Origin of the sequence: Bacteroides sp. D22 (genome assembly GCF_000163675.1) — a bacterium.
GTDB classification, from domain to species: domain Bacteria; phylum Bacteroidota; class Bacteroidia; order Bacteroidales; family Bacteroidaceae; genus Bacteroides; species Bacteroides xylanisolvens.
On sequence record NZ_GG774795.1, the window covers coordinates 278,398 to 296,157 of the forward strand.

General features: G+C 40.3%; 12 protein-coding genes and 2 pseudogenes. 13 read left to right on the forward strand and 1 reads right to left on the reverse strand.

The window, feature by feature from the left end:
* Nucleotides 1-14 precede the first annotated feature (14 nt).
* The 10 genes and pseudogenes from HMPREF0106_RS23195 to HMPREF0106_RS23150 all read left to right on the forward strand — a co-directional run bounded on the left by HMPREF0106_RS23195 (nucleotide 15) and on the right by HMPREF0106_RS23150 (nucleotide 15,673).
* Nucleotides 15-1,628, forward strand: coding sequence for a RagB/SusD family nutrient uptake outer membrane protein (locus tag HMPREF0106_RS23195; RefSeq protein WP_008024937.1), 1,614 nt, complete (start codon nucleotides 15-17; stop codon nucleotides 1,626-1,628).
* 44 nt (nucleotides 1,629-1,672) lie between these two features.
* A complete protein-coding gene (locus HMPREF0106_RS23190; protein WP_009038794.1) occupies nucleotides 1,673-3,499 on the forward strand; it encodes a BACON domain-containing protein in 1,827 nt (608 codons plus the stop codon).
* Between the two features lie 21 nt (nucleotides 3,500-3,520).
* Entirely contained in the window at nucleotides 3,521-5,071 is a 1,551-nt protein-coding gene (locus tag HMPREF0106_RS23185) for a hypothetical protein (protein ID WP_009038795.1), read from the forward strand.
* A gap of 44 nt (nucleotides 5,072-5,115) precedes the next feature.
* The gene (locus tag HMPREF0106_RS23180) at nucleotides 5,116-7,500 is read left to right on the forward strand and encodes a DUF2264 domain-containing protein (protein ID WP_032850949.1); all 2,385 of its coding nucleotides are present in this window, start codon (nucleotides 5,116-5,118) and stop codon (nucleotides 7,498-7,500) included.
* A 20-nt stretch (nucleotides 7,501-7,520) separates the two neighbouring features.
* Nucleotides 7,521-8,906, forward strand: coding sequence for a sulfatase (locus tag HMPREF0106_RS23175; protein WP_009038797.1), 1,386 nt, complete (start codon nucleotides 7,521-7,523; stop codon nucleotides 8,904-8,906).
* 31 nt (nucleotides 8,907-8,937) lie between these two features.
* Complete coding sequence (locus HMPREF0106_RS23170; protein WP_009038798.1) at nucleotides 8,938-10,740, forward strand: family 43 glycosylhydrolase; 1,803 nt, start codon at nucleotides 8,938-8,940, stop codon at nucleotides 10,738-10,740.
* A gap of 6 nt (nucleotides 10,741-10,746) precedes the next feature.
* Nucleotides 10,747-12,096 (forward strand): annotated as a pseudogene (locus HMPREF0106_RS28395) (sulfatase); the annotation flags it as partial.
* Nucleotides 12,097-12,129: 33 nt separating this feature from the next.
* On the forward strand, nucleotides 12,130-13,308 hold the full coding sequence (locus HMPREF0106_RS28400) for a DUF2264 domain-containing protein (protein WP_009038800.1): 1,179 nt from the start codon (nucleotides 12,130-12,132) through the stop codon (nucleotides 13,306-13,308).
* Between the two features lie 9 nt (nucleotides 13,309-13,317).
* Nucleotides 13,318-14,541, forward strand: coding sequence for a DUF2264 domain-containing protein (locus HMPREF0106_RS23155; protein ID WP_008641056.1), 1,224 nt, complete (start codon nucleotides 13,318-13,320; stop codon nucleotides 14,539-14,541).
* 22 nt (nucleotides 14,542-14,563) lie between these two features.
* Nucleotides 14,564-15,673 carry a glycoside hydrolase family 105 protein gene (locus HMPREF0106_RS23150; protein WP_008641054.1) on the forward strand — a complete coding sequence of 370 codons (1,110 nt, stop codon included), beginning with the start codon at nucleotides 14,564-14,566 and terminating at the stop codon, nucleotides 15,671-15,673.
* A gap of 36 nt (nucleotides 15,674-15,709) precedes the next feature.
* On the opposite strand, the pseudogene HMPREF0106_RS23145 reads toward HMPREF0106_RS23150, so the two are convergent.
* Nucleotides 15,710-16,123: pseudogene (locus HMPREF0106_RS23145) on the reverse strand (hypothetical protein); the annotation flags it as partial.
* A 273-nt stretch (nucleotides 16,124-16,396) separates the two neighbouring features.
* Here HMPREF0106_RS23145 and HMPREF0106_RS23140 point away from each other — a divergent pair.
* The 3 genes from HMPREF0106_RS23140 (at nucleotide 16,397) to HMPREF0106_RS23130 (ending at nucleotide 17,692) form a co-directional block, all read left to right on the forward strand.
* Nucleotides 16,397-16,690, forward strand: a complete 294-nt coding sequence (locus HMPREF0106_RS23140) for a nucleotidyltransferase family protein (RefSeq protein ID WP_004313487.1) — start codon at nucleotides 16,397-16,399, stop codon at nucleotides 16,688-16,690.
* Nucleotides 16,674-17,078 carry a DUF86 domain-containing protein gene (locus tag HMPREF0106_RS23135; RefSeq protein ID WP_004313488.1) on the forward strand — a complete coding sequence of 135 codons (405 nt, stop codon included), beginning with the start codon at nucleotides 16,674-16,676 and terminating at the stop codon, nucleotides 17,076-17,078. The genes HMPREF0106_RS23140 and HMPREF0106_RS23135 overlap by 17 nt, the downstream gene beginning before the upstream one ends.
* 179 nt (nucleotides 17,079-17,257) lie before the next feature.
* Entirely contained in the window at nucleotides 17,258-17,692 is a 435-nt protein-coding gene (locus HMPREF0106_RS23130) for a DUF6078 family protein (RefSeq protein WP_008641052.1), read from the forward strand.
* The last annotated feature ends 68 nt before the right edge of the window (nucleotides 17,693-17,760 follow it).

Sequence of the window (17,760 nt, forward strand, 5' to 3'; positions counted from 1 at the left end):
AAATCCCGCAGAATATGAAAAATAAATTATATATAGCAGCTTTGGCAGTATCTTCCATTACGCTATTGTCTTCTTGTGAAGATTTCCTGAACCTCAAATCAAAAACAGATATTACTACTGATTATCTGACCACCTCCCCTGACGGATTGTATCGCGGAGCGATAGGATTGTATAGCTTGGACAGAGAATTAGCCAAAGGAGACGGAAGCGGTGGCAGCAACCTCTATATAGTAACGATGTGTGATTACAGCACTGATATTATGGCTTTTCGCGCAGGAACAAGTACCGCAATCGCAAAACTACAGAATTTCATGCCCAATAACAGTGATGTAGAATCATTCTGGCAACACTATTATTTCATCATTGGCAAAGCCAATGAGATTATCACCGGAGCAGAACAGCTGGGATTTGACGATCCTGTGACTACCCGCGCATGGGGTGAAGCTAAATTCTTCCGTGGACGTGCATATTTTGAACTATGGAAACGTTTTGAACGTCTCTATCTGAATACAATTCCTACTACAGTAGATAATTTGGAACGTGATTTTCATCCGGTTTCCACAGAACAGATATTTACTCAGATCAAGACAGATTTGGATGATGCTGTCAATGCACTCGAATGGGGAATACCCAATAATGACTATGGTCGTGTTACCAAAGCTACAGCCAAACACGTGAGAGCACAAGTGGCCATGTGGGAAAAAGACTATGACAAGGCAATTGAAGAGTGCGAGGATATATTCAGAGATGGAACAATGTACTCTATGATGTCCAAAACAGGGGATGTATTCAACAGTGCGGACATGCGTTCCGCCGAAGTTTTATGGTCTTATCAGTTCTCTGAAAATATGGGTGGAGGCGGAACCGGTACCCCATTGATGGGACACCGTGCCGCAATTATTACCACTACCCGTTCCCAAGCTAATCCGGATTGTACATTTGAAGCTGCCCAAGGAGGATATGGATGGGGACGTGTTTATCCAAACACCTATTTGTTCAGTCTATATGATAAAGAAAAAGACAATCGTTATAAAGATCTTTTCATCCATACTTTTTACTATAATGACCAAAGTAAACCTAATTATGGGCAGGAAATCCCTAAAGATTTATATGGTAAGGCGGCAGGTTATATGGAAAGACTGCACCCGATGTCAAAGAAACACTTTGACCAATGGACCAACGCGACACAACCTGACCGCACCAGCAGTTTCAAAGACCTGATTGTTTATCGCTTAGCCGAAACATATTTAATGTGTAGTGAAGCCTATTTCCATCGTGATGGTGGCGACAGTCCCAAAGCTATAGAATACTACAACAAAACTTGGGAAAGAGCAGGTAATACTCACGAAAACGGTCCATTAACCCTCAATATGCTCCTGGATGAATATGCCCGCGAACTACACTTCGAAGGAGTACGCTGGTCATTGTTAAAACGCCTTGGTATTTTGGGCGAACGCGTTCGTCAACATGGAGGTGACCTTATGCTGGAAGACCCATATCTGGACAAAGATTATGCCGAATGCCGCCAGAACTTTGTAATAGGCAAACATGAAACATGGCCTATTCCACAAACGCAGATTGACTTGATGGGAACTAATGTCTTTCCGCAAAGTGATCCTTGGAAATAAAAAGAAACTGATTTTAATTTATAAATCTGTAAAAGAATCGTAGTATGAAAAGACTAACATTGATTTCATTGATTCTGGGTATGGTATTAACTTCTTGTAAAGAGTATGGTGAAGTAAGAATCATGCCTGAATTTAATAATAGCGGAACAGAGGTTGAACTCTACAAAAATGAAGGTTCCTCAAAAACAGTGGTAATATCCACTACAGCAAATGAAGTGACAGCTGACTACAATGCCAGCTGGCTCTCGGTAGATGCCAATAAACAACGTATCATCTATACAGCCCTTACGACTAACGAAACCGGTGAAGTGCGCTCTGCCACCGTTAAGTTAAATGCCGGAGAATTCTCTATGGAGGTGACGGTTAACCAGTTAGCGAAAGACGAGTCGGAAGTGAAGACATTAAAAGTCGGACAATTAACGGAAGATGGCCTTGGAATGATATTCTGGGTTGATCCGGATAATCAAGAAGCAGGTAAGGCCATTTCACTAGAACGTTGGGGCGGTAATCCGTTTGAAGCATCCATTAAATTGCACAATGCTTTCTCCACGATAAATGGTATCGAAAATACAGCTCTGTATACTGATGCCGGCAACAATGACGCAGCTGCTCTATGCACAAATCTGGGAGAGGGATGGTATCTGCCTGCATCTGAAGAATTAGGACATTTGTTTGATATCTATAACGGAATAGCACGCGACAATGGATTTACAAATGCTACCCCAAATCAAATCAGTGATGCAGAAAAGGCTTCCCGTGCTACATTCGATAAAAATTTAACCGACCTTGGAGGAGCAGTAATAAACGCAGCCGCAGAAAACGGTAACGGAGAAAGTTACTGGTCGAGTACGGAAAACGAAGACGGACAGAAAGCACGCTATGTACGTTTTGGAAAATATGGAATGGATTATGGTGCCAAGACAGGTACAAGCCGTTTTGTACGTGCCATGAAAATAATCGGTGACTATAAATTCCCCGAAGAACCAGCGACCTTATCTGTTTCACCAATGCAGATAGAACTGACAAGTGAAGAAGGGGCTACAGCAGATGTCACAGTTAGTACAAACAAACCGTCGTTTGCATACGTCATTGAAGGTAACGGCAATACATGGCTTTCTGCAGAACAGAATGGAGATAAAATTGAATTTACAGCTTTGTCTAAGAATGACGGCGACGAAGCTCGTACAGCCATCGTAACAATAACAGCCGGCAACGGCGATGCTCAAGCTACAGCGACAGTAACCATAAGACAACAGAAAGAACAGACGGAAGTTGCTGCTTTTCAAATAGGAGATTTTGTAAAAATGGATGGTGGTACAGAACTGGCTGAAGGCGGTATCGTATTTTGGGTAGAGGGTAACAATGCTAAAATTCTGTCTTTAAAGCGTAGTGCCACTGCCATAAATTGGGCTAACGAAGGATTTACAGACGCATTAGGTTTAACAGATCAGGAAGATGGTGAAGCTAATACTCAAAAGATGAGAGAGAGTGGCATAGCTGCTAATATTCCGATTCTGGAATATTGTAAAGACGGTTGGTATCTACCTGCAAGAAATGAAATGGAAGCGGTATTTAATGCATATAACGGCGGGCCTTCACAAAGTAGCGGGCTGAAGCCTGATGCTATCAAACAGGAAGAAAAAGACGCTCGGGCAGCCTGGGATAAAATCCTCACTGATAATGGAGGTGATGTTATGAATGTAAAGGCTGACAATACCGCTGGTGACAGCTATTTCACCAGTACGGAAGCAGATGATGCTTCAAAAGTATTCTATGTACGTTTCGGACAGTGGAATCCCGGTTTGACTGGTGCCAAATATGCCAAATCTCCTGCACGATATGTACGTTGTATTCGAAAAATTTCCAAGTAAAATCCCTTAAAGAAGACAATTATGAAAGTTTATTCATTCTATATCAAAGCATTGTTAGTTTGCCATGCTATTATACTCGCTTCGTGTACGGATTATGTAGTGAAAGATCCTAATTTTATGCCGCCGGATGTTGTTATTACTGACGACACAGGTAACAATGACATCATTGAAGGGTTACCGACTCCCGGAGAAATGCAGCCTTATAGTCCTTCACTCTTAGGCAAACCTTATCGTCCGATAAAAGTTAAGTATTCCAATGAATTTCCACCAGTGACTAAATGGACGGAGAGTAATACCCGTATTGTCGCATACATGGGAGAATACAAACCTACCATTAAATCTGAAAGTGACTACAAAGCCATTACAAATAAGTATGGCAGTTTCATTTCAGGAACCAAACAACAGGCCACAGGGCGTTTTTATGTAAAAAAGGTGAACGGTCGTTGGTGGATTATCGACCCTGAAGGTTATCCACATTATGAGAGAAGTGTCACTTCCATGCGTTACGGTTCTTCGGCACGCAATAAGGAAGCATGGAACAAACGTTTTGGCACTGACGCCAAATGGATAGCAACATCACAAGCCGAATTGGCTAGTATCGGTTTTCACGGTACAGGAGCCTTTTGCACGAATACATATGGAAAGATTCAAACTCATAATTCTTCCATTCCTAATTCTCCGTTAACGTTGACTCCTTCATTCGGATTTTTAGGACAATTCAGGTCGCAAAATGGTCATACTTATCCAGGCAACACTTCGGATAATGAATTGGGACTGGTACTTTATGATGACTGGGCAGACTTTTGTAAGAAATATGTAAATACGTCTTTAGCTCCTTACTTGCATGATGCCAACGTATTGGGTTTCTTCTCAGACAATGAAATCAACTTCTCATCACAGAATTCCAGAATTTTAGACCGTTTTCTGGCACTTACAGATAAAACTGACGTAGCCTATCTAGCAGCAAAGAAATTTATGGATGAGAAAGGGGCAACGGGGGTGACTGATAACCTGAACAGTGAATTTGCAGGTCGGTTAGCCGAAATTTACTATAAAGGAGTAAAGGATGCCATTAAGGAAGCTGACCCGGACATGATGTATCTAGGTACACGCCTGCACGGTACTCCCAAATATATGAAAGATGTAGTGGCCGCCGCAGGTAAATACTGTGACATCATATCCATCAATTACTACAGTCGTTGGAGCCCGGAACTGGACTCATATGTTAAAAATTGGGGAGAATGGACAGATGCCCCATTCCTAGTTACCGAATTTTATACAAAAGGACAAGATTCCGATTTGAATAATCTATCAGGAGCCGGATTCACGGTTCCGACTCAGAACGATCGCGCATATGCTTATCAACATTTTACGCTGGGATTGCTTGAAGCAAAAAATTGCGTGGGATGGCATTGGTTCAAGTATCAGGATGACGACGGTACAGATAACAGCGGAAAACCGGCTAATAAAGGAGTGTATGACAATCATTATGAGATGTATCCTTACTTGGGCAAGTTTATGCAGGAAGTGAATTACAATGTCTATAATCTAATTGAGTATTTCGACAAATAGAATAAGTTTATAATAAAAGGAACAAGTATAAATCCTTTAAAGTGATGGTAATGAAAAATAGAAAGAAAATATTAATTATAAGTCTGACTCTGCTAGCCAGTTTTACCTGTGCGGCAGAGACAGTGACAAAGGGCATGAAGAAAGTCATTGATGACGCTCTTGATTTTTCTGTCAAACAATCAATGTCCATGTTCTATGAGATGAAAGATCAAAAAGGCATACTTCCGAGAACAGCGGAAAATGGCAAGATGATTACATGCGAATCTGCCTGGTGGACAAGTGGCTTTTATCCGGGTACCCTTTGGTATTGTTACGAATATAGTAATGACCCGCAGATAAGGGCTGCCGCAGAAGAGATGACTTCACGTGTAGAAAAACAGAAATATACAACCAGTAACCATGATGTTGGTTTTATCATCAATTGCAGCTTTGGAAATGGATATCGTCTCACGCACAATGAAACATATAGGAAAGTAATAGAGACTGCTGCAAAATCATTGTCGACCCGTTTTCATCCGGTAACAGGATGCACCCGTTCCTGGAATAGTAAAAAATGGCAATTCTCTGTTATCATTGATAATATGATGAATTTGGAACTACTCAACGTAGCCTCTTCCCTAACCGGAGACAACACCTATTATAATATGGCCAAATCGCATGCAGACCGGACAATGATTAATCATTTCCGCCCTGATGGAAGTTCATACCACGTGGTAAGCTATGACACGATTACGGGAAAAGTTCTGAATCAGGTGACACACCAAGGAGTAAACAATCAATCTTCTTGGTCACGTGGACAAGCATGGGGATTATATGGCTTTACAATGATGTATCGGCAGACTGGTAAAAAGGAGTATTTGGACCACGCTATTAAGATTGGTAAGTTCATTATGAATCATCCGCGTCTGCCTAAGGATAAGATTCCTTATTGGGATTTCGATGCTCCCAATATTCCCAAAGAAGACCGTGATGCCTCTGCTGGTGCCATCATGGCATCAGCCTATGTAGAATTGAGCACTTATGTAGAAGGGGAACTAAGCAAACAGTTCCTCACAATAGCCGAACAACAGATAAAATCGTTAGCTTCTCCTGCTTATCGCGCAAAAAAAGTAGGTGATAATAACCATTATATTATCAAACATTGTACGGGCTTCATGGCTAAACAATATGAAATTGATGCCCCTCTGACTTATGCAGACTATTATTTTATAGAGGCATTAATCAGATATAAAAAACTACTGGAAAATCGTCCGGTAGTTGAAACAATAACAGCTTTTTCGGAGAATTCGGACCGTTCTCTCTGGTTAAGTTCACTCCATCGCATTTCTTACCCGCTGTTAACGAATATGGCAAAAGGGGAACTTCGGAAGAATATGCCGGTTGAATCTATCGCTGCTGATATGCAAAAAAGAAAAGAAGTTACGCATTTGGAGGCTTTAGGAAGATTAATTACCGGGATCTCAACATGGCTGGAATTAGGACCAGACAATACAATAGAAGGCAAACTACGTGCTGAATATATTGATTTAGCTTTGAAATCCATTTCTAATGGAGTAAATCCACAATCTCCTGATTATCTGAACTTCAATAACGGACGCCAACCATTAGTCGATGCTGCATTTCTTGCTCACGGCTTGCTAAGAGCACGCACGCAATTATGGGACAAACTTGATAAAACGACTCAAGAACGAGTCATTAAGGAACTTAAATCATCGAGAGTGATAAAGCCTTCTGAAACCAATTGGTTATTTTTCTCAGCAATGGTGGAGGCTGCCTTGAAAGAATTTACCGGTGAATGGGAATATGAGCGTGTAAAATACGCTTGCGATCGTTTTGCACAATGGTATAAAGGGGACGGTTGGTATGGTGATGGCGCTGATTTTCACCTGGATTATTACAATAGCTTCGTCATACATCCCATGATGGTCGAAGTTTTGGAAATAATGAAAAAAAACGGTATAGAAAGCTCTATACCTTATGACCTTGAACTCGAACGTTATGCACGCTATGCCGAACAACAAGAAAGACTGATATCACCCGAAGGTACATTTCCAATAGTAGGTCGTTCATTGGCTTATCGATTCGGTGCTTTTCATGCATTGTCTGATGTTGCCTACAGAAAACTGCTTCCTGAAAGGGTAAAGCCGGCTCAAGTAAGATCCGCTTTATCCGCTATCATCAATCGTCAGGTTAATGCACCCGGAACATTTAATCCTGAAGGCTGGCTACGAGTAGGTTTTGCCGGATATCAACCCCATATCGGTGAGACATACATATCGACAGGCAGTCTGTATCTATGTACAGCCGTATTTATCGCTCTTGGTTTACCGGAGTCTGACGAGTTTTGGTCTTCTCCTTCTGCAGATTGGACCTGTAAAAAAGGCTGGGCCGGTGTTGATTTGGACGTAGATAAAGCTTTAAAAAAATAGAAGAGAAAATTTAAACACTTATGATAAAAGTAGCAGGTATATTACTATGTGAGGTCAGTGTATTGTTTCTTACTTCTTATACACAAGCAAAAGAATATAAGAAGCCGAATATTCTTTTTATAATGACCGATCAACAAAGGTACGATATGTTAAGTTGTGTAGGTAACCATTATGTTAATACCCCTTCATTAGATCGCCTAGCCAATAATGGAGTTCGTTTTGAACGTAATTACTGTGCAAATCCAGTCTCCATGCCATCACGTTTTGCAATGGTAACAGGACGTTTTGCCGGTGAAATTGGATATACAAATAATTCTACCCAACCAGATACTTTGGCCGTATTGCCTGCTGCACGAAAAAACTCTATAGGAAATATCTTTCGTAATGCCGGATATAAAACACTTTATTCCGGATATGCAGGCTTCTATTGTGGAAAGACAAATATCGAAGATTATGGATTTACGCAAAATGGAACTGATTACAATGCAGGTCCAGCAAACTTTGCTAAAAAGTTTTTTATGAACTATAATCCCAAAGCAGATGAACCGTTCTTTCTATATCTATCATTTATGAATCCACATGATATTTGTTATGGTGCTGGTTTTGATCCCAGATTTCCAAACAAGTTGCGCCCTCATCAAATAGCTGCTACACAAAAGTATATAGAATTGCGTAAAACATTAAGTGATGAAGAATATCATTCGCAAGTTCCCCCTGTGCCGGGTAATACAGAACCTAACGGAGCATATGCTGAAATAAAGGAAATTGGCTCCGGTTCCCGAAATTGGACAGAGGAACAATGGGCCTTCTACCGTTGGATGTATTGCCGACTCGTAGAAGATGTAGAGCAACAAATCGGACGAGTTCTTGCTGCACTGGAAGAATCTGGTCTAGCAGATAATACAATAGTTGTATTCACTTCAGACCACGGAGAAATGAACCAATCACATGGTCTTGTATTTAAAAGTCAGTTATTGGAAGAGGCTACCCGTACTCCACTTATTATTTCGGGTCCGAAAGTGAAAAAAAATATAGTGGACTCAATAAACTTGACGTGCGGAATAGATCTAGTGCCTACGATTTGTGATTTAGCTGGGATTCCTATACCCGAAAATTTGTCCGGCAAATCATTAAAGCCAATTTTGACAAGAGAAGCCAATAAAATTGATCGTGATTATATTATTATAGAGTCCAGTTCTGGTTATCAAATTAATGACGGGCGTTACAAGTATACAACTTTCACACGTGGCAACAAAAAAGAGAGTTTGATGGACATTTCGATTGATCCGGGTGAGATGTCAGATAAAAGTGCAGACTCTGCTTATGCAACAACAAAAAGACGCTTGCAACACTTGTTGATGAAAGATATTAAAAGAATAACTGAAAATATTTCAGTTATAAAATGAAACAGAGTATTTATTAATCTTAGTACTGTATATGAGAAATATATTATCTATTTTATTCGCTTCACTTACTTTGTTTTCCTGCTCGGTGAACAAGCCTGCTGAAAAACAAACTACCTTCTGTAATCCAATGAATCTGGATTATGGTTGGGGAAACTTTCAGACAAGAGAAAAGAAAGCCCGTTCCGCAGCCGATCCTGTTATCGTATTGTTTAAAAACAAATACTACTTGTTTACCACGATGGACATTGGTGGCTATCGCGTATCTGACGATTTAATCACATGGAAGAATATATACTTTAATCCGGAGGTAAAGACGTCCGCTCTTGATGTCGATCATTATGTAGCACCAGCCGTGGCAGCCGACGAAAACTATGTATACTTCGTTAATTTCACCAGAGACCGTACCAAGAAAACGGTAGATGTCATTCGCTCATCCGATCCGGAAAATGGGAAATGGGAAAAATGTGGTGAAGTAAGACGGATGGCCGATCCTTGTTTATTTATTGACAATGGACGCTTCTTTTTCTATTATGGTTTAGGTGGAACCCAATCTACTACTTTCTTCGAAGTAGATCCTACCACATTCAAAGAGATAGAAGGCTCAAAAAAGGTCTTGCGGGAATATGTAACAGATATCAATCAGTGCAAATCGGGCTATCATTTTGGACGTAGAGAGTTGTATGATGAAATTGACGCCTCTGCCTGGCTGGGAAAATTTTCCAAAGTACCATGTCCTGAAGGTGCATGGATTGTGAAGAACCAAAATAAATACTACCTGCAATATGCCACTCCAGGTACTATCTGCAATTGGTATTGTGATGTGGTTCTGGAAAGTGATAGTGTAAATGGTGGTTTTGTAGAACAACCTTATAATCCTGTATCTCTAAAAGTCGGTGGTTTTATCGGAGGAGCCGGACATAGTTGTGTATTTAAAGACAAATACGAAAATTGGTGGCAAGTCACCTCCATGTGGGTAGGTAATCATGACGAATTTGAAAGAAGAATAGGTTTATTCCCTGTTTCTTTTGATGATAAAGGAAGAATGAGAACCCATACTGTTTTAGGGGATTATCCCATGTCACTACCTCAAAAAAGATTCAATCCTCAAGATATTTCCGCTTTTGGCTGGATGCTCCAATCCTATCATAAAAAGAGTACGGCGTCTTCTTCATTACTGGGTTTTGAACCGGAAAAGGCAGTGGATGAAAATGTTCGTACCTGGTGGTCGGCTACAAGTGGCAAAGCAGGTGAATATTTCGTAATGGACTTAGGCAAGAAGATTCGTATGAATTCCGTTCAAATAAACTTTGCTGAACAAGACATAAACCCTGATGCTCCCAAAGAAACAGATTATCACGCTTATAAGCTGTACGTATCCGACAATGGAAGAGATTGGAAACTAATAGTGGATAAATCAAAGAACACGGTTGCCATACCACATGAATATGTTGAATTCCCCAAGCCGATAGAAACTTCCTTTGTTAAAATAGAGAATGTCCATACTCCCAAAGAGGGCAAGTTTGCTTTATTGGATTTGCGTGTGTTCGGTTTCGGCTATTCGGACAAACCGGAAATAGTTAAAGAACTGTCAGTAAAAAGAAACAAAGACGATGAAAGATATGCTTCGCTTAGCTGGAATAAAGTATCCGATGCTGATGGTTATCTTGTTCGCTTTGGTTATCAGCCCGATTTTCTTAATCAATGTATCCAGGTCAAAGATAAAGAAACGACCGATTTACAGCTCCACATTCTTACCAAAGGCGTACAGTATCATTACCGAGTTGACAGCTATAATGACAGTGGAATTACAGAAGGCATCGTTATCTCTGAATAAAAAGATATGGACAAGAAACTGCTTATTTATCCCCTACTCTTTTCTGCCGGGCTATTGCAAGCCCGGCAGAAACCTAATGTTGTGATTATCTTCACAGACGATCAGGGTTACCAGGATCTTGGTTGTTATGGTTCGCCATTGATACAGACACCCTTTATTGACCGTATGGCAAAGGAAGGCATAAAGTTGACAGACTTTTACGTATCATCTTCCGTATCAAGTGCTTCACGTGCGGGACTTCTGACCGGTAGATTAAATACACGGAATGGAGTAAAAGGGGTATTTTTTCCCGAATCTGAAGGCATGCCTTCGGAAGAAATCACTTTAGCCGAAGCATTGAAAGAGCAAGGTTACACAACCGGTTGCTTTGGCAAATGGCATTTAGGTGATTTAAAGGGACATTTACCCACAGATCAAGGATTTGACTACTACTATGGGATACCATACAGTAATGATATGTATATCGGCCCTTCCCAGCAATTTGCTTCCAATGTAACCTTCAGAGAAGGATATAATTTGTCAAAAGCGAAAGAAGACCAGGAATTTGTGAGAACTTCCAGTAGAGCAGATATAAAAAAAAGGTTGAACAACGCTTCTCCACTATTTGAAGGAGATAAAATTATTGAGTATCCCTGCGACCAGTCTACTACCACCCGACGTTATTTTGATCATGCCATAGATTTTATAGAAAATAATCCGGAGCAACCTTTCTTCGTCTATATCACCCCATCAATGCCTCATGTACCGTTATTTGCCTCCGAGCAATTTAAAGGTAAAAGCAAACGAGGACTCTACGGTGATGTTGTAGAAGAAATTGATTGGAATGTAGGCCGTTTACTCGATTACCTTGACAAAAAGAAATTAGCAGAAAACACTTTAGTTATTTTCGCATCGGATAACGGACCGTGGTTGTCTTTCAAAGAAGACGGAGGTTCCGCTGAGCCCTTACGAGGCGGTAAGTTCTCTTATTATGAAGGAGGCGTCAGAGTTCCTTGTATCATCCGTTGGAAAGGGAGTATACCTGCCGGTGTAACTAGTGACGCAATAGTTGCCAGCATCGACCTTTTCCCTACAATCATGCACTATGCAGGTTGCCAATCTTTCAAACAAAAGATTGACGGTATAAATATTTCATCCTTTCTCAAAAATCCTTCTCTACGGTTACGTGACGAATATGTTTATATAAAAGGTGGTGAAGTTCACGGTATACGCAAAGGTGATTGGGTCTATTTGCCTAAAACAGGTAATAGTAAGTTCAAAAAAGGAGATGTCCCCGAATTGTTTAATCTAAAACAAGATATCGGAGAATCGAATAACCTTCATCTACAATATCTGAACAAAGTAAAAGAGCTGCAGGAAGTGATGAAGAAGTATCAATCAACTTCTACTATGCCATATTCACAAATACGTGATACTCTTAATAATGACAGACAATATTGGATTCAGACACTCGTAAAAATAGCTGATCCGGTGATAAGCAATCTTAGCAAAGACCAACTGAAAAAAAATATTCCTGTCGGGCGTTCGTCATCAGCTTTAGCCAGCAGTCGGGAGTTTATCACTCACATGGAAGCTGTAGGCAGAACCATCGCAGGAATAGCACCGTGGTTGGAACTCGGACCGGACAATACTCCAGAAGGCAAGCTACGTGAAAAATATATTAAAATGACGTGCAAGGCGCTGGCAAACTCTGTAAACCCGGAATCTAATGATTATTTCAACAGCACAGCTACCCGTCAGATATTAGTAAACAGTGCATTCTTAATACAAGGATTATTGCAAGCACCTACACAGTTATGGGGAAATCTGGATGACACCACCCGCAAAAGACTCATTGAACAGTGGAAATCGACCCGTACGATGAAACCGGGAAATAACAATTGGTTGTTATTTTCTGCCATGGTGGAGTGCGGATTAAAAGAATTTTCCGGAGAATGGAATTTTCCGACAGTAGAAAGAGCCTTGACTTCTCATAGAGAATGGTATAAAGGAGATGGCGTTTATGGAGATGGGGCAGATTTTCATTTAGATTATTATAATAGCTATGTTATCCATCCTATGTTACTGCAAATCCTGAAAGTGACAGTAAAACAGAGGCCGTCCTTCCAGTCATTTCTGAATGAAGAATGGATACGATTTATTCGTTATGCCGAAATTCAAGAGCGCATGATAGCTCCCGATGGCAGCTATCCGGTACTAGGCCGTTCTGTCAGTTACCGTTCAGCAGCATTCCAAGTTTTGGGAGCATGCGCCTTATTCGGAAAACTTCCGGAATCATTGAAGCCCGGACAAGTACGTGGAGCCATGACAGCCATGCTTAAGCGTCTTTTTGAACAACCGGGAACTTTCGATAAAGAAGGTTGGCTGACGATCGGAGTTTGTGGTGAACAACCGGAACTAGGAGATATTTATCTGTCTACTCCTTGCGTTTATCTGTGCTCATTAGGCTTCCTGCCCTTAGGACTCCCTGCCAATGACCCTTTTTGGTGTAATCCAGTTGAACCATGGACAAGTATAAAAGCATTTGGCGGTATAGATTTCCCAATAGACAAGTTTATTAAACCATAAAATAAAATCATGAGATATAGTATTTTAATTGTTGCCTTTCTGATGTTTAATCTCACAGGTTATTCACAAACAACTTCAGGGCAGGAAGACAGGAACTATTGGGTCAACATATTATCTCAAATTGCCGACCCATTATTAAATAGCATGAGTAAGGGAGAACTAAAGAAGAACATGCCTGTAGAAACGATCTCCGGTGTGCCTAATCCATCCAATGCGCGTACCACTCATCTGGAAGCTTTAGGACGCTTGTTTGTAGGAATGGCTCCTTGGCTGGAACTCGGCCCGGACAATACACAAGAAGGACAAATACGTGAGAAATATATCCGCCTGATGACTGAGTCCATCAATCACGGATTCAATCCCCAATCTCCGGATTATCTGAATTTTACAGTCACCCGGCAACCTCTGGTAGATACTGCGTTCTTTTGCCAAGGACTGCTGCGTTCCCCGAAACAAATATGGAGTAAACTATCAGCTGAAACCCAAAAGAATATCCTGAACGCTTTACAACAAGTAAGTAAGATTAAGCCGGTAGAAAGTAACTGGTTACTCTTTTCTGCTATGGTTGAAGCTACCCTGCTGGAATTGACTGGTAAATGTAATATGCATCCCATAGAGTATGCCATTATGCGGTTCAAAGAGTGGTATAAAGGCGATAGTTGGTATGGTGACGGAATAAACTTACATATGGATTATTATAACAGTTTTGTCATTCATCCAATGCTCCTGGATATTCTGGAAATCATGCAGAAACATAACAAAGGCGAAACCGACTTTTATAAAAAAGAACAGCTACGTTTCTCCAGATATGCCGAACAACAAGAAAGAATGATTTCTCCGGATGGAGCATACCCTGTAATCGGCCGTTCTATAGCATACCGTTTTGGAACGTTCCATGTACTTTCAACAGCAGCTCTAAAAGATTTGCTACCAACTACCATTACCAAGTCACAAGTCCGATGCGGCCTAACTGCTGTTATAAAAAGGCACATGGCTATAAAAGGGAATTTCGACGAACATGGATGGCTGACTTTAGGGTTTGCAGGACATCAACCACAAATAGCTGAAAGATACATTTCTACCGGCAGCCTGTATTTATGCTCTACTGTATTCACAGCATTAGGGCTTCCGGTCACCGATGAATTCTGGAGTGCCCCTTATGAGGAATGGACAGGAAAAAAAATATGGTCAGGTAATCCCAATGTAAAACTGGACAAGGCCATAAAACTATAAAACCCTCTAAAACAGATTATATATGAAAAAGATTCTCTCCTTATTTTTAGTATCAATAAGTTGTAGCCTGAATGCTCAACAACTTTTTTCATCAAAGATGGAGAAAGAAGATATTACCAAAGTTTGTAATGCCGTATCCGAGTGGCAAATTACCCATCACAACGAAGTAAAACATAATCCACTGGACTGGACAAACGGCGCTCTGTATCGTGGAATGACAGAATGGGGAAAAGTCTCGGGAAATCAATCTTGCTATGACTTTGTCCGTACTATCGGCGAAAAGCATAAGTGGAATATGTGGGACCGTGTATATCATGCCGATGATATTTGTGTGGGGCAAGCATTCATCGAGATGTACCGCAGATTTGATGACAAACGTATGCTACAACCTGTAATGGAACGGGCTTATTACGTAGCTTCCCATCCTTCAAAAGCTACATTACAAAAAACGGATGCTATAGGAACAACGGAACGCTGGTCATGGTCGGATGCCTTGTTTATGGCACCTCCGGTTTATGCGGCTCTATATACAATAACCGGAGATAAAATCTATCTAAATTATATGGACAGTGAATATAAAGAATGTGTAGATTCACTATACGACAAAGAAGATCATCTCTTTTATAGAGACAATAAACGAATTCCTCTCCGTGAAAAAAATGGTAGTAAACAATTCTGGGGAAGAGGCAATGGTTGGGTATTTGCCGGCCTTCCTCTCATTATCGATAATCTACCTCTCAACTGCCCTTCACGTAACTACTATATCCGGTTATTTACAGAAATGGCAGAAGCAGTTCGCAAGACTCAATGCAAAGACGGGGATTGGCGTACCAGCTTACTAGATCCTGATTCATACAAAATGCCAGAGAATAGTTGTTCCGCCTTTATGTGTTTTGGTATTGCTTGGGGAATTCGCAATGGTTACCTGCCTCAACGAACTTACAAGCCGGTTCTTGAAAAAGGTTGGCAATCATTAGTAAAAGCTGTTCATTCTGATGGAAAGTTGGGATATATACAACCTGTTGGTGCCGCACCCAAAGCTGCCGGATTCGATGCAACAGATGTATATGGCGTAGGCGCTTTCTTATTGGCAGGAAGCGAATTATATAAATTGTCATGTACTTACCATTGATGTGATATCATCTCCCTTTATCATTATGTCCTACCGTCATTTATTATCAAACTGACCAACAGAATGTCCGGCAAGAATCCTGTCCAGACTTTCATCCACAACACCTATCATCTGAAGTTTGGATAATAAATGATAGTAGGAAGTTTTTCCTACTCCTTCTATTCTCAACAGACTTTTCCAACCTCTTCCCGATACGATTTCCAATAAGTCCTTTACCGTTCGAACATCTTGATTATACAAGACATTAGCCAGCCGAGTATCAGCTACTTTACAAACAGGCAATTGAAGTATCCACTCTTCCTGCCCAACATTTATATTCTTATTATTGTCTGCCAAGGATAAAAAACGAGCATCGATAGCACGCTTTCGATAAGTAGCCAATATATCTTTCTTCAATTTCAGCCCTTTAAGTATAGAATTATACATTTGTAATGTCTTCCCGGCACGTATAAAAAAATCGCTACATTTTTCTGTTAGCCGAGGAAACGCACAATCGCACACCACAAAGGCGTGCTACGTTCCAATGACATAAGGTACAAATACTTTTCGGAAAATAACAAGAGAGAGTCATAAATGTTTAGGAAAAATCAAGGACACAGGATTCTTTATCGCTTGTCACTATTTTCTAACATACTACAAATCAGGTCAAGTTATAGTCTCTAACTTTTCTTTATATCAAAATTATTGCTACCTTTGTTCCTATAAACAGAATATAAATAGAAAATGAAAACAACTGCTGAGATACTTGATATATTACGTGATTTCAAAGCACACTATGCTGAGAAATACGGAATAATCACTTTAGGGTTGTTTGGCTCTGCCGCCAGAGGAGAGCATGATGAAACAAGTGATATTGATATTTGTATAAAATTACAAGAGCCTAACTATTTTACGATACAGGACATAAAGGAAGATTTAGAAAAAATATTCCGTACAAAAGTGGACATCATCTCACTAGGGGCTATCATGCGCAATTTTTTCAAGAAAAGTTTAGAAGAAGATGCGATCTATATCTAAAGAAAAAATAGTAGGCATGCTGCATTTCGTTGAAGAACAAAGCTCTTTTATAGAAAGAACAACGAAACATCTAAATTCATACCATGACTTTTTAATCTCTGACTCTGCCATGGTCCTATTTAATTCTACTTGCATGTGCCTTCAAACAATAGGAGAAACAGTGAGGCAAATAGACAATCTTACAGAAGAAGCATTGCTAGTCGAAAATTATAAAGAAATTCCTTGGAAACGAATTATAGGCTTACGCAATATATTATCCCATGAATATGCTGCTATCGACCCCGAAGCAATATTCAATACCATAAAAATAGGAATTCCACCTCTATTAGCCACTATAAATAGCATTATTGCAGACATAGAAAACGGCAAGCATAACTCTTTATTTTAAAACAGTAATTTATCTAGCAACTCTGTTCTGTTTGTCTACGTCTCTTAGTATTCATTAATAGCTTGGTGCAGCATACCATTTCTTCCATTTTCATTCGTCTATTCCGGAGATTTTGAGTAAGTTTGCCACCAGTAAACAGAATATGAAAACAACAACAAACTATAAAAGCATTGAGAATCATGAACCAAAAAATTGACTTTAATGACATTCCTAAGAATTATCTATACTGCACCCACAACAAATGTCCGCGCCGCAATGAATGCCTACGCCATCAAGCGACACTCTGTATACCGCAAAATGTTCCTGATTTCCGAACAGTCAATCCCAACCACATAATAGGAAACGAGAATAACTGCAGATTTTTCAATCCATACTGCACTTCACGCTTTGCATGCGGAATTGACCATATATTGGACAACATACCATATTCTACGGCTATCACCATCCGCAAAGAATTATATTCTTTGATGGGGCGCAGTATGTTTTACCGCATCCGCAACAAAGAACGGATGCTACATCCTGACGAACAAAAGCAGATTACCGCCGTCTTTCTAAAACATGGTATCGAAAACAAACCTGAATTCGACAAATATATCGATTTATTCGATTGGTAAAACCTTTATCAGAAATGCTATAAAATTGCCGTTTCCAGACATTCTGACAAGGAGTAATACTCACGCTA

Excerpts from the sequence above, each read along its gene's own strand:
- HMPREF0106_RS23195 (WP_008024937.1), top strand. The coding sequence starts at position 15 with ATGAAAAATAAATTATATATAGCAGCTTTGGCAGTATCTTCCATTACG.
- HMPREF0106_RS23175 (WP_009038797.1), top strand. The coding sequence starts at position 7,521 with ATGATAAAAGTAGCAGGTATATTACTATGTGAGGTCAGTGTATTGTTT.
- HMPREF0106_RS28400 (WP_009038800.1), top strand. The coding sequence starts at position 12,130 with ATGCCATATTCACAAATACGTGATACTCTTAATAATGACAGACAATAT.
- HMPREF0106_RS23170 (WP_009038798.1), top strand. The coding sequence starts at position 8,938 with ATGAGAAATATATTATCTATTTTATTCGCTTCACTTACTTTGTTTTCC.
- HMPREF0106_RS23140 (WP_004313487.1), top strand. The coding sequence starts at position 16,397 with ATGAAAACAACTGCTGAGATACTTGATATATTACGTGATTTCAAAGCA.
- HMPREF0106_RS23185 (WP_009038795.1), top strand. The coding sequence starts at position 3,521 with ATGAAAGTTTATTCATTCTATATCAAAGCATTGTTAGTTTGCCATGCT.
- HMPREF0106_RS23190 (WP_009038794.1), top strand. The coding sequence starts at position 1,673 with ATGAAAAGACTAACATTGATTTCATTGATTCTGGGTATGGTATTAACT.
- HMPREF0106_RS23155 (WP_008641056.1), top strand. The coding sequence starts at position 13,318 with ATGAGATATAGTATTTTAATTGTTGCCTTTCTGATGTTTAATCTCACA.
- HMPREF0106_RS23150 (WP_008641054.1), top strand. The coding sequence starts at position 14,564 with ATGAAAAAGATTCTCTCCTTATTTTTAGTATCAATAAGTTGTAGCCTG.
- HMPREF0106_RS23135 (WP_004313488.1), top strand. The coding sequence starts at position 16,674 with ATGCGATCTATATCTAAAGAAAAAATAGTAGGCATGCTGCATTTCGTT.
- HMPREF0106_RS23130 (WP_008641052.1), top strand. The coding sequence starts at position 17,258 with ATGAACCAAAAAATTGACTTTAATGACATTCCTAAGAATTATCTATAC.
- HMPREF0106_RS23180 (WP_032850949.1), top strand. The coding sequence starts at position 5,116 with ATGGTAATGAAAAATAGAAAGAAAATATTAATTATAAGTCTGACTCTG.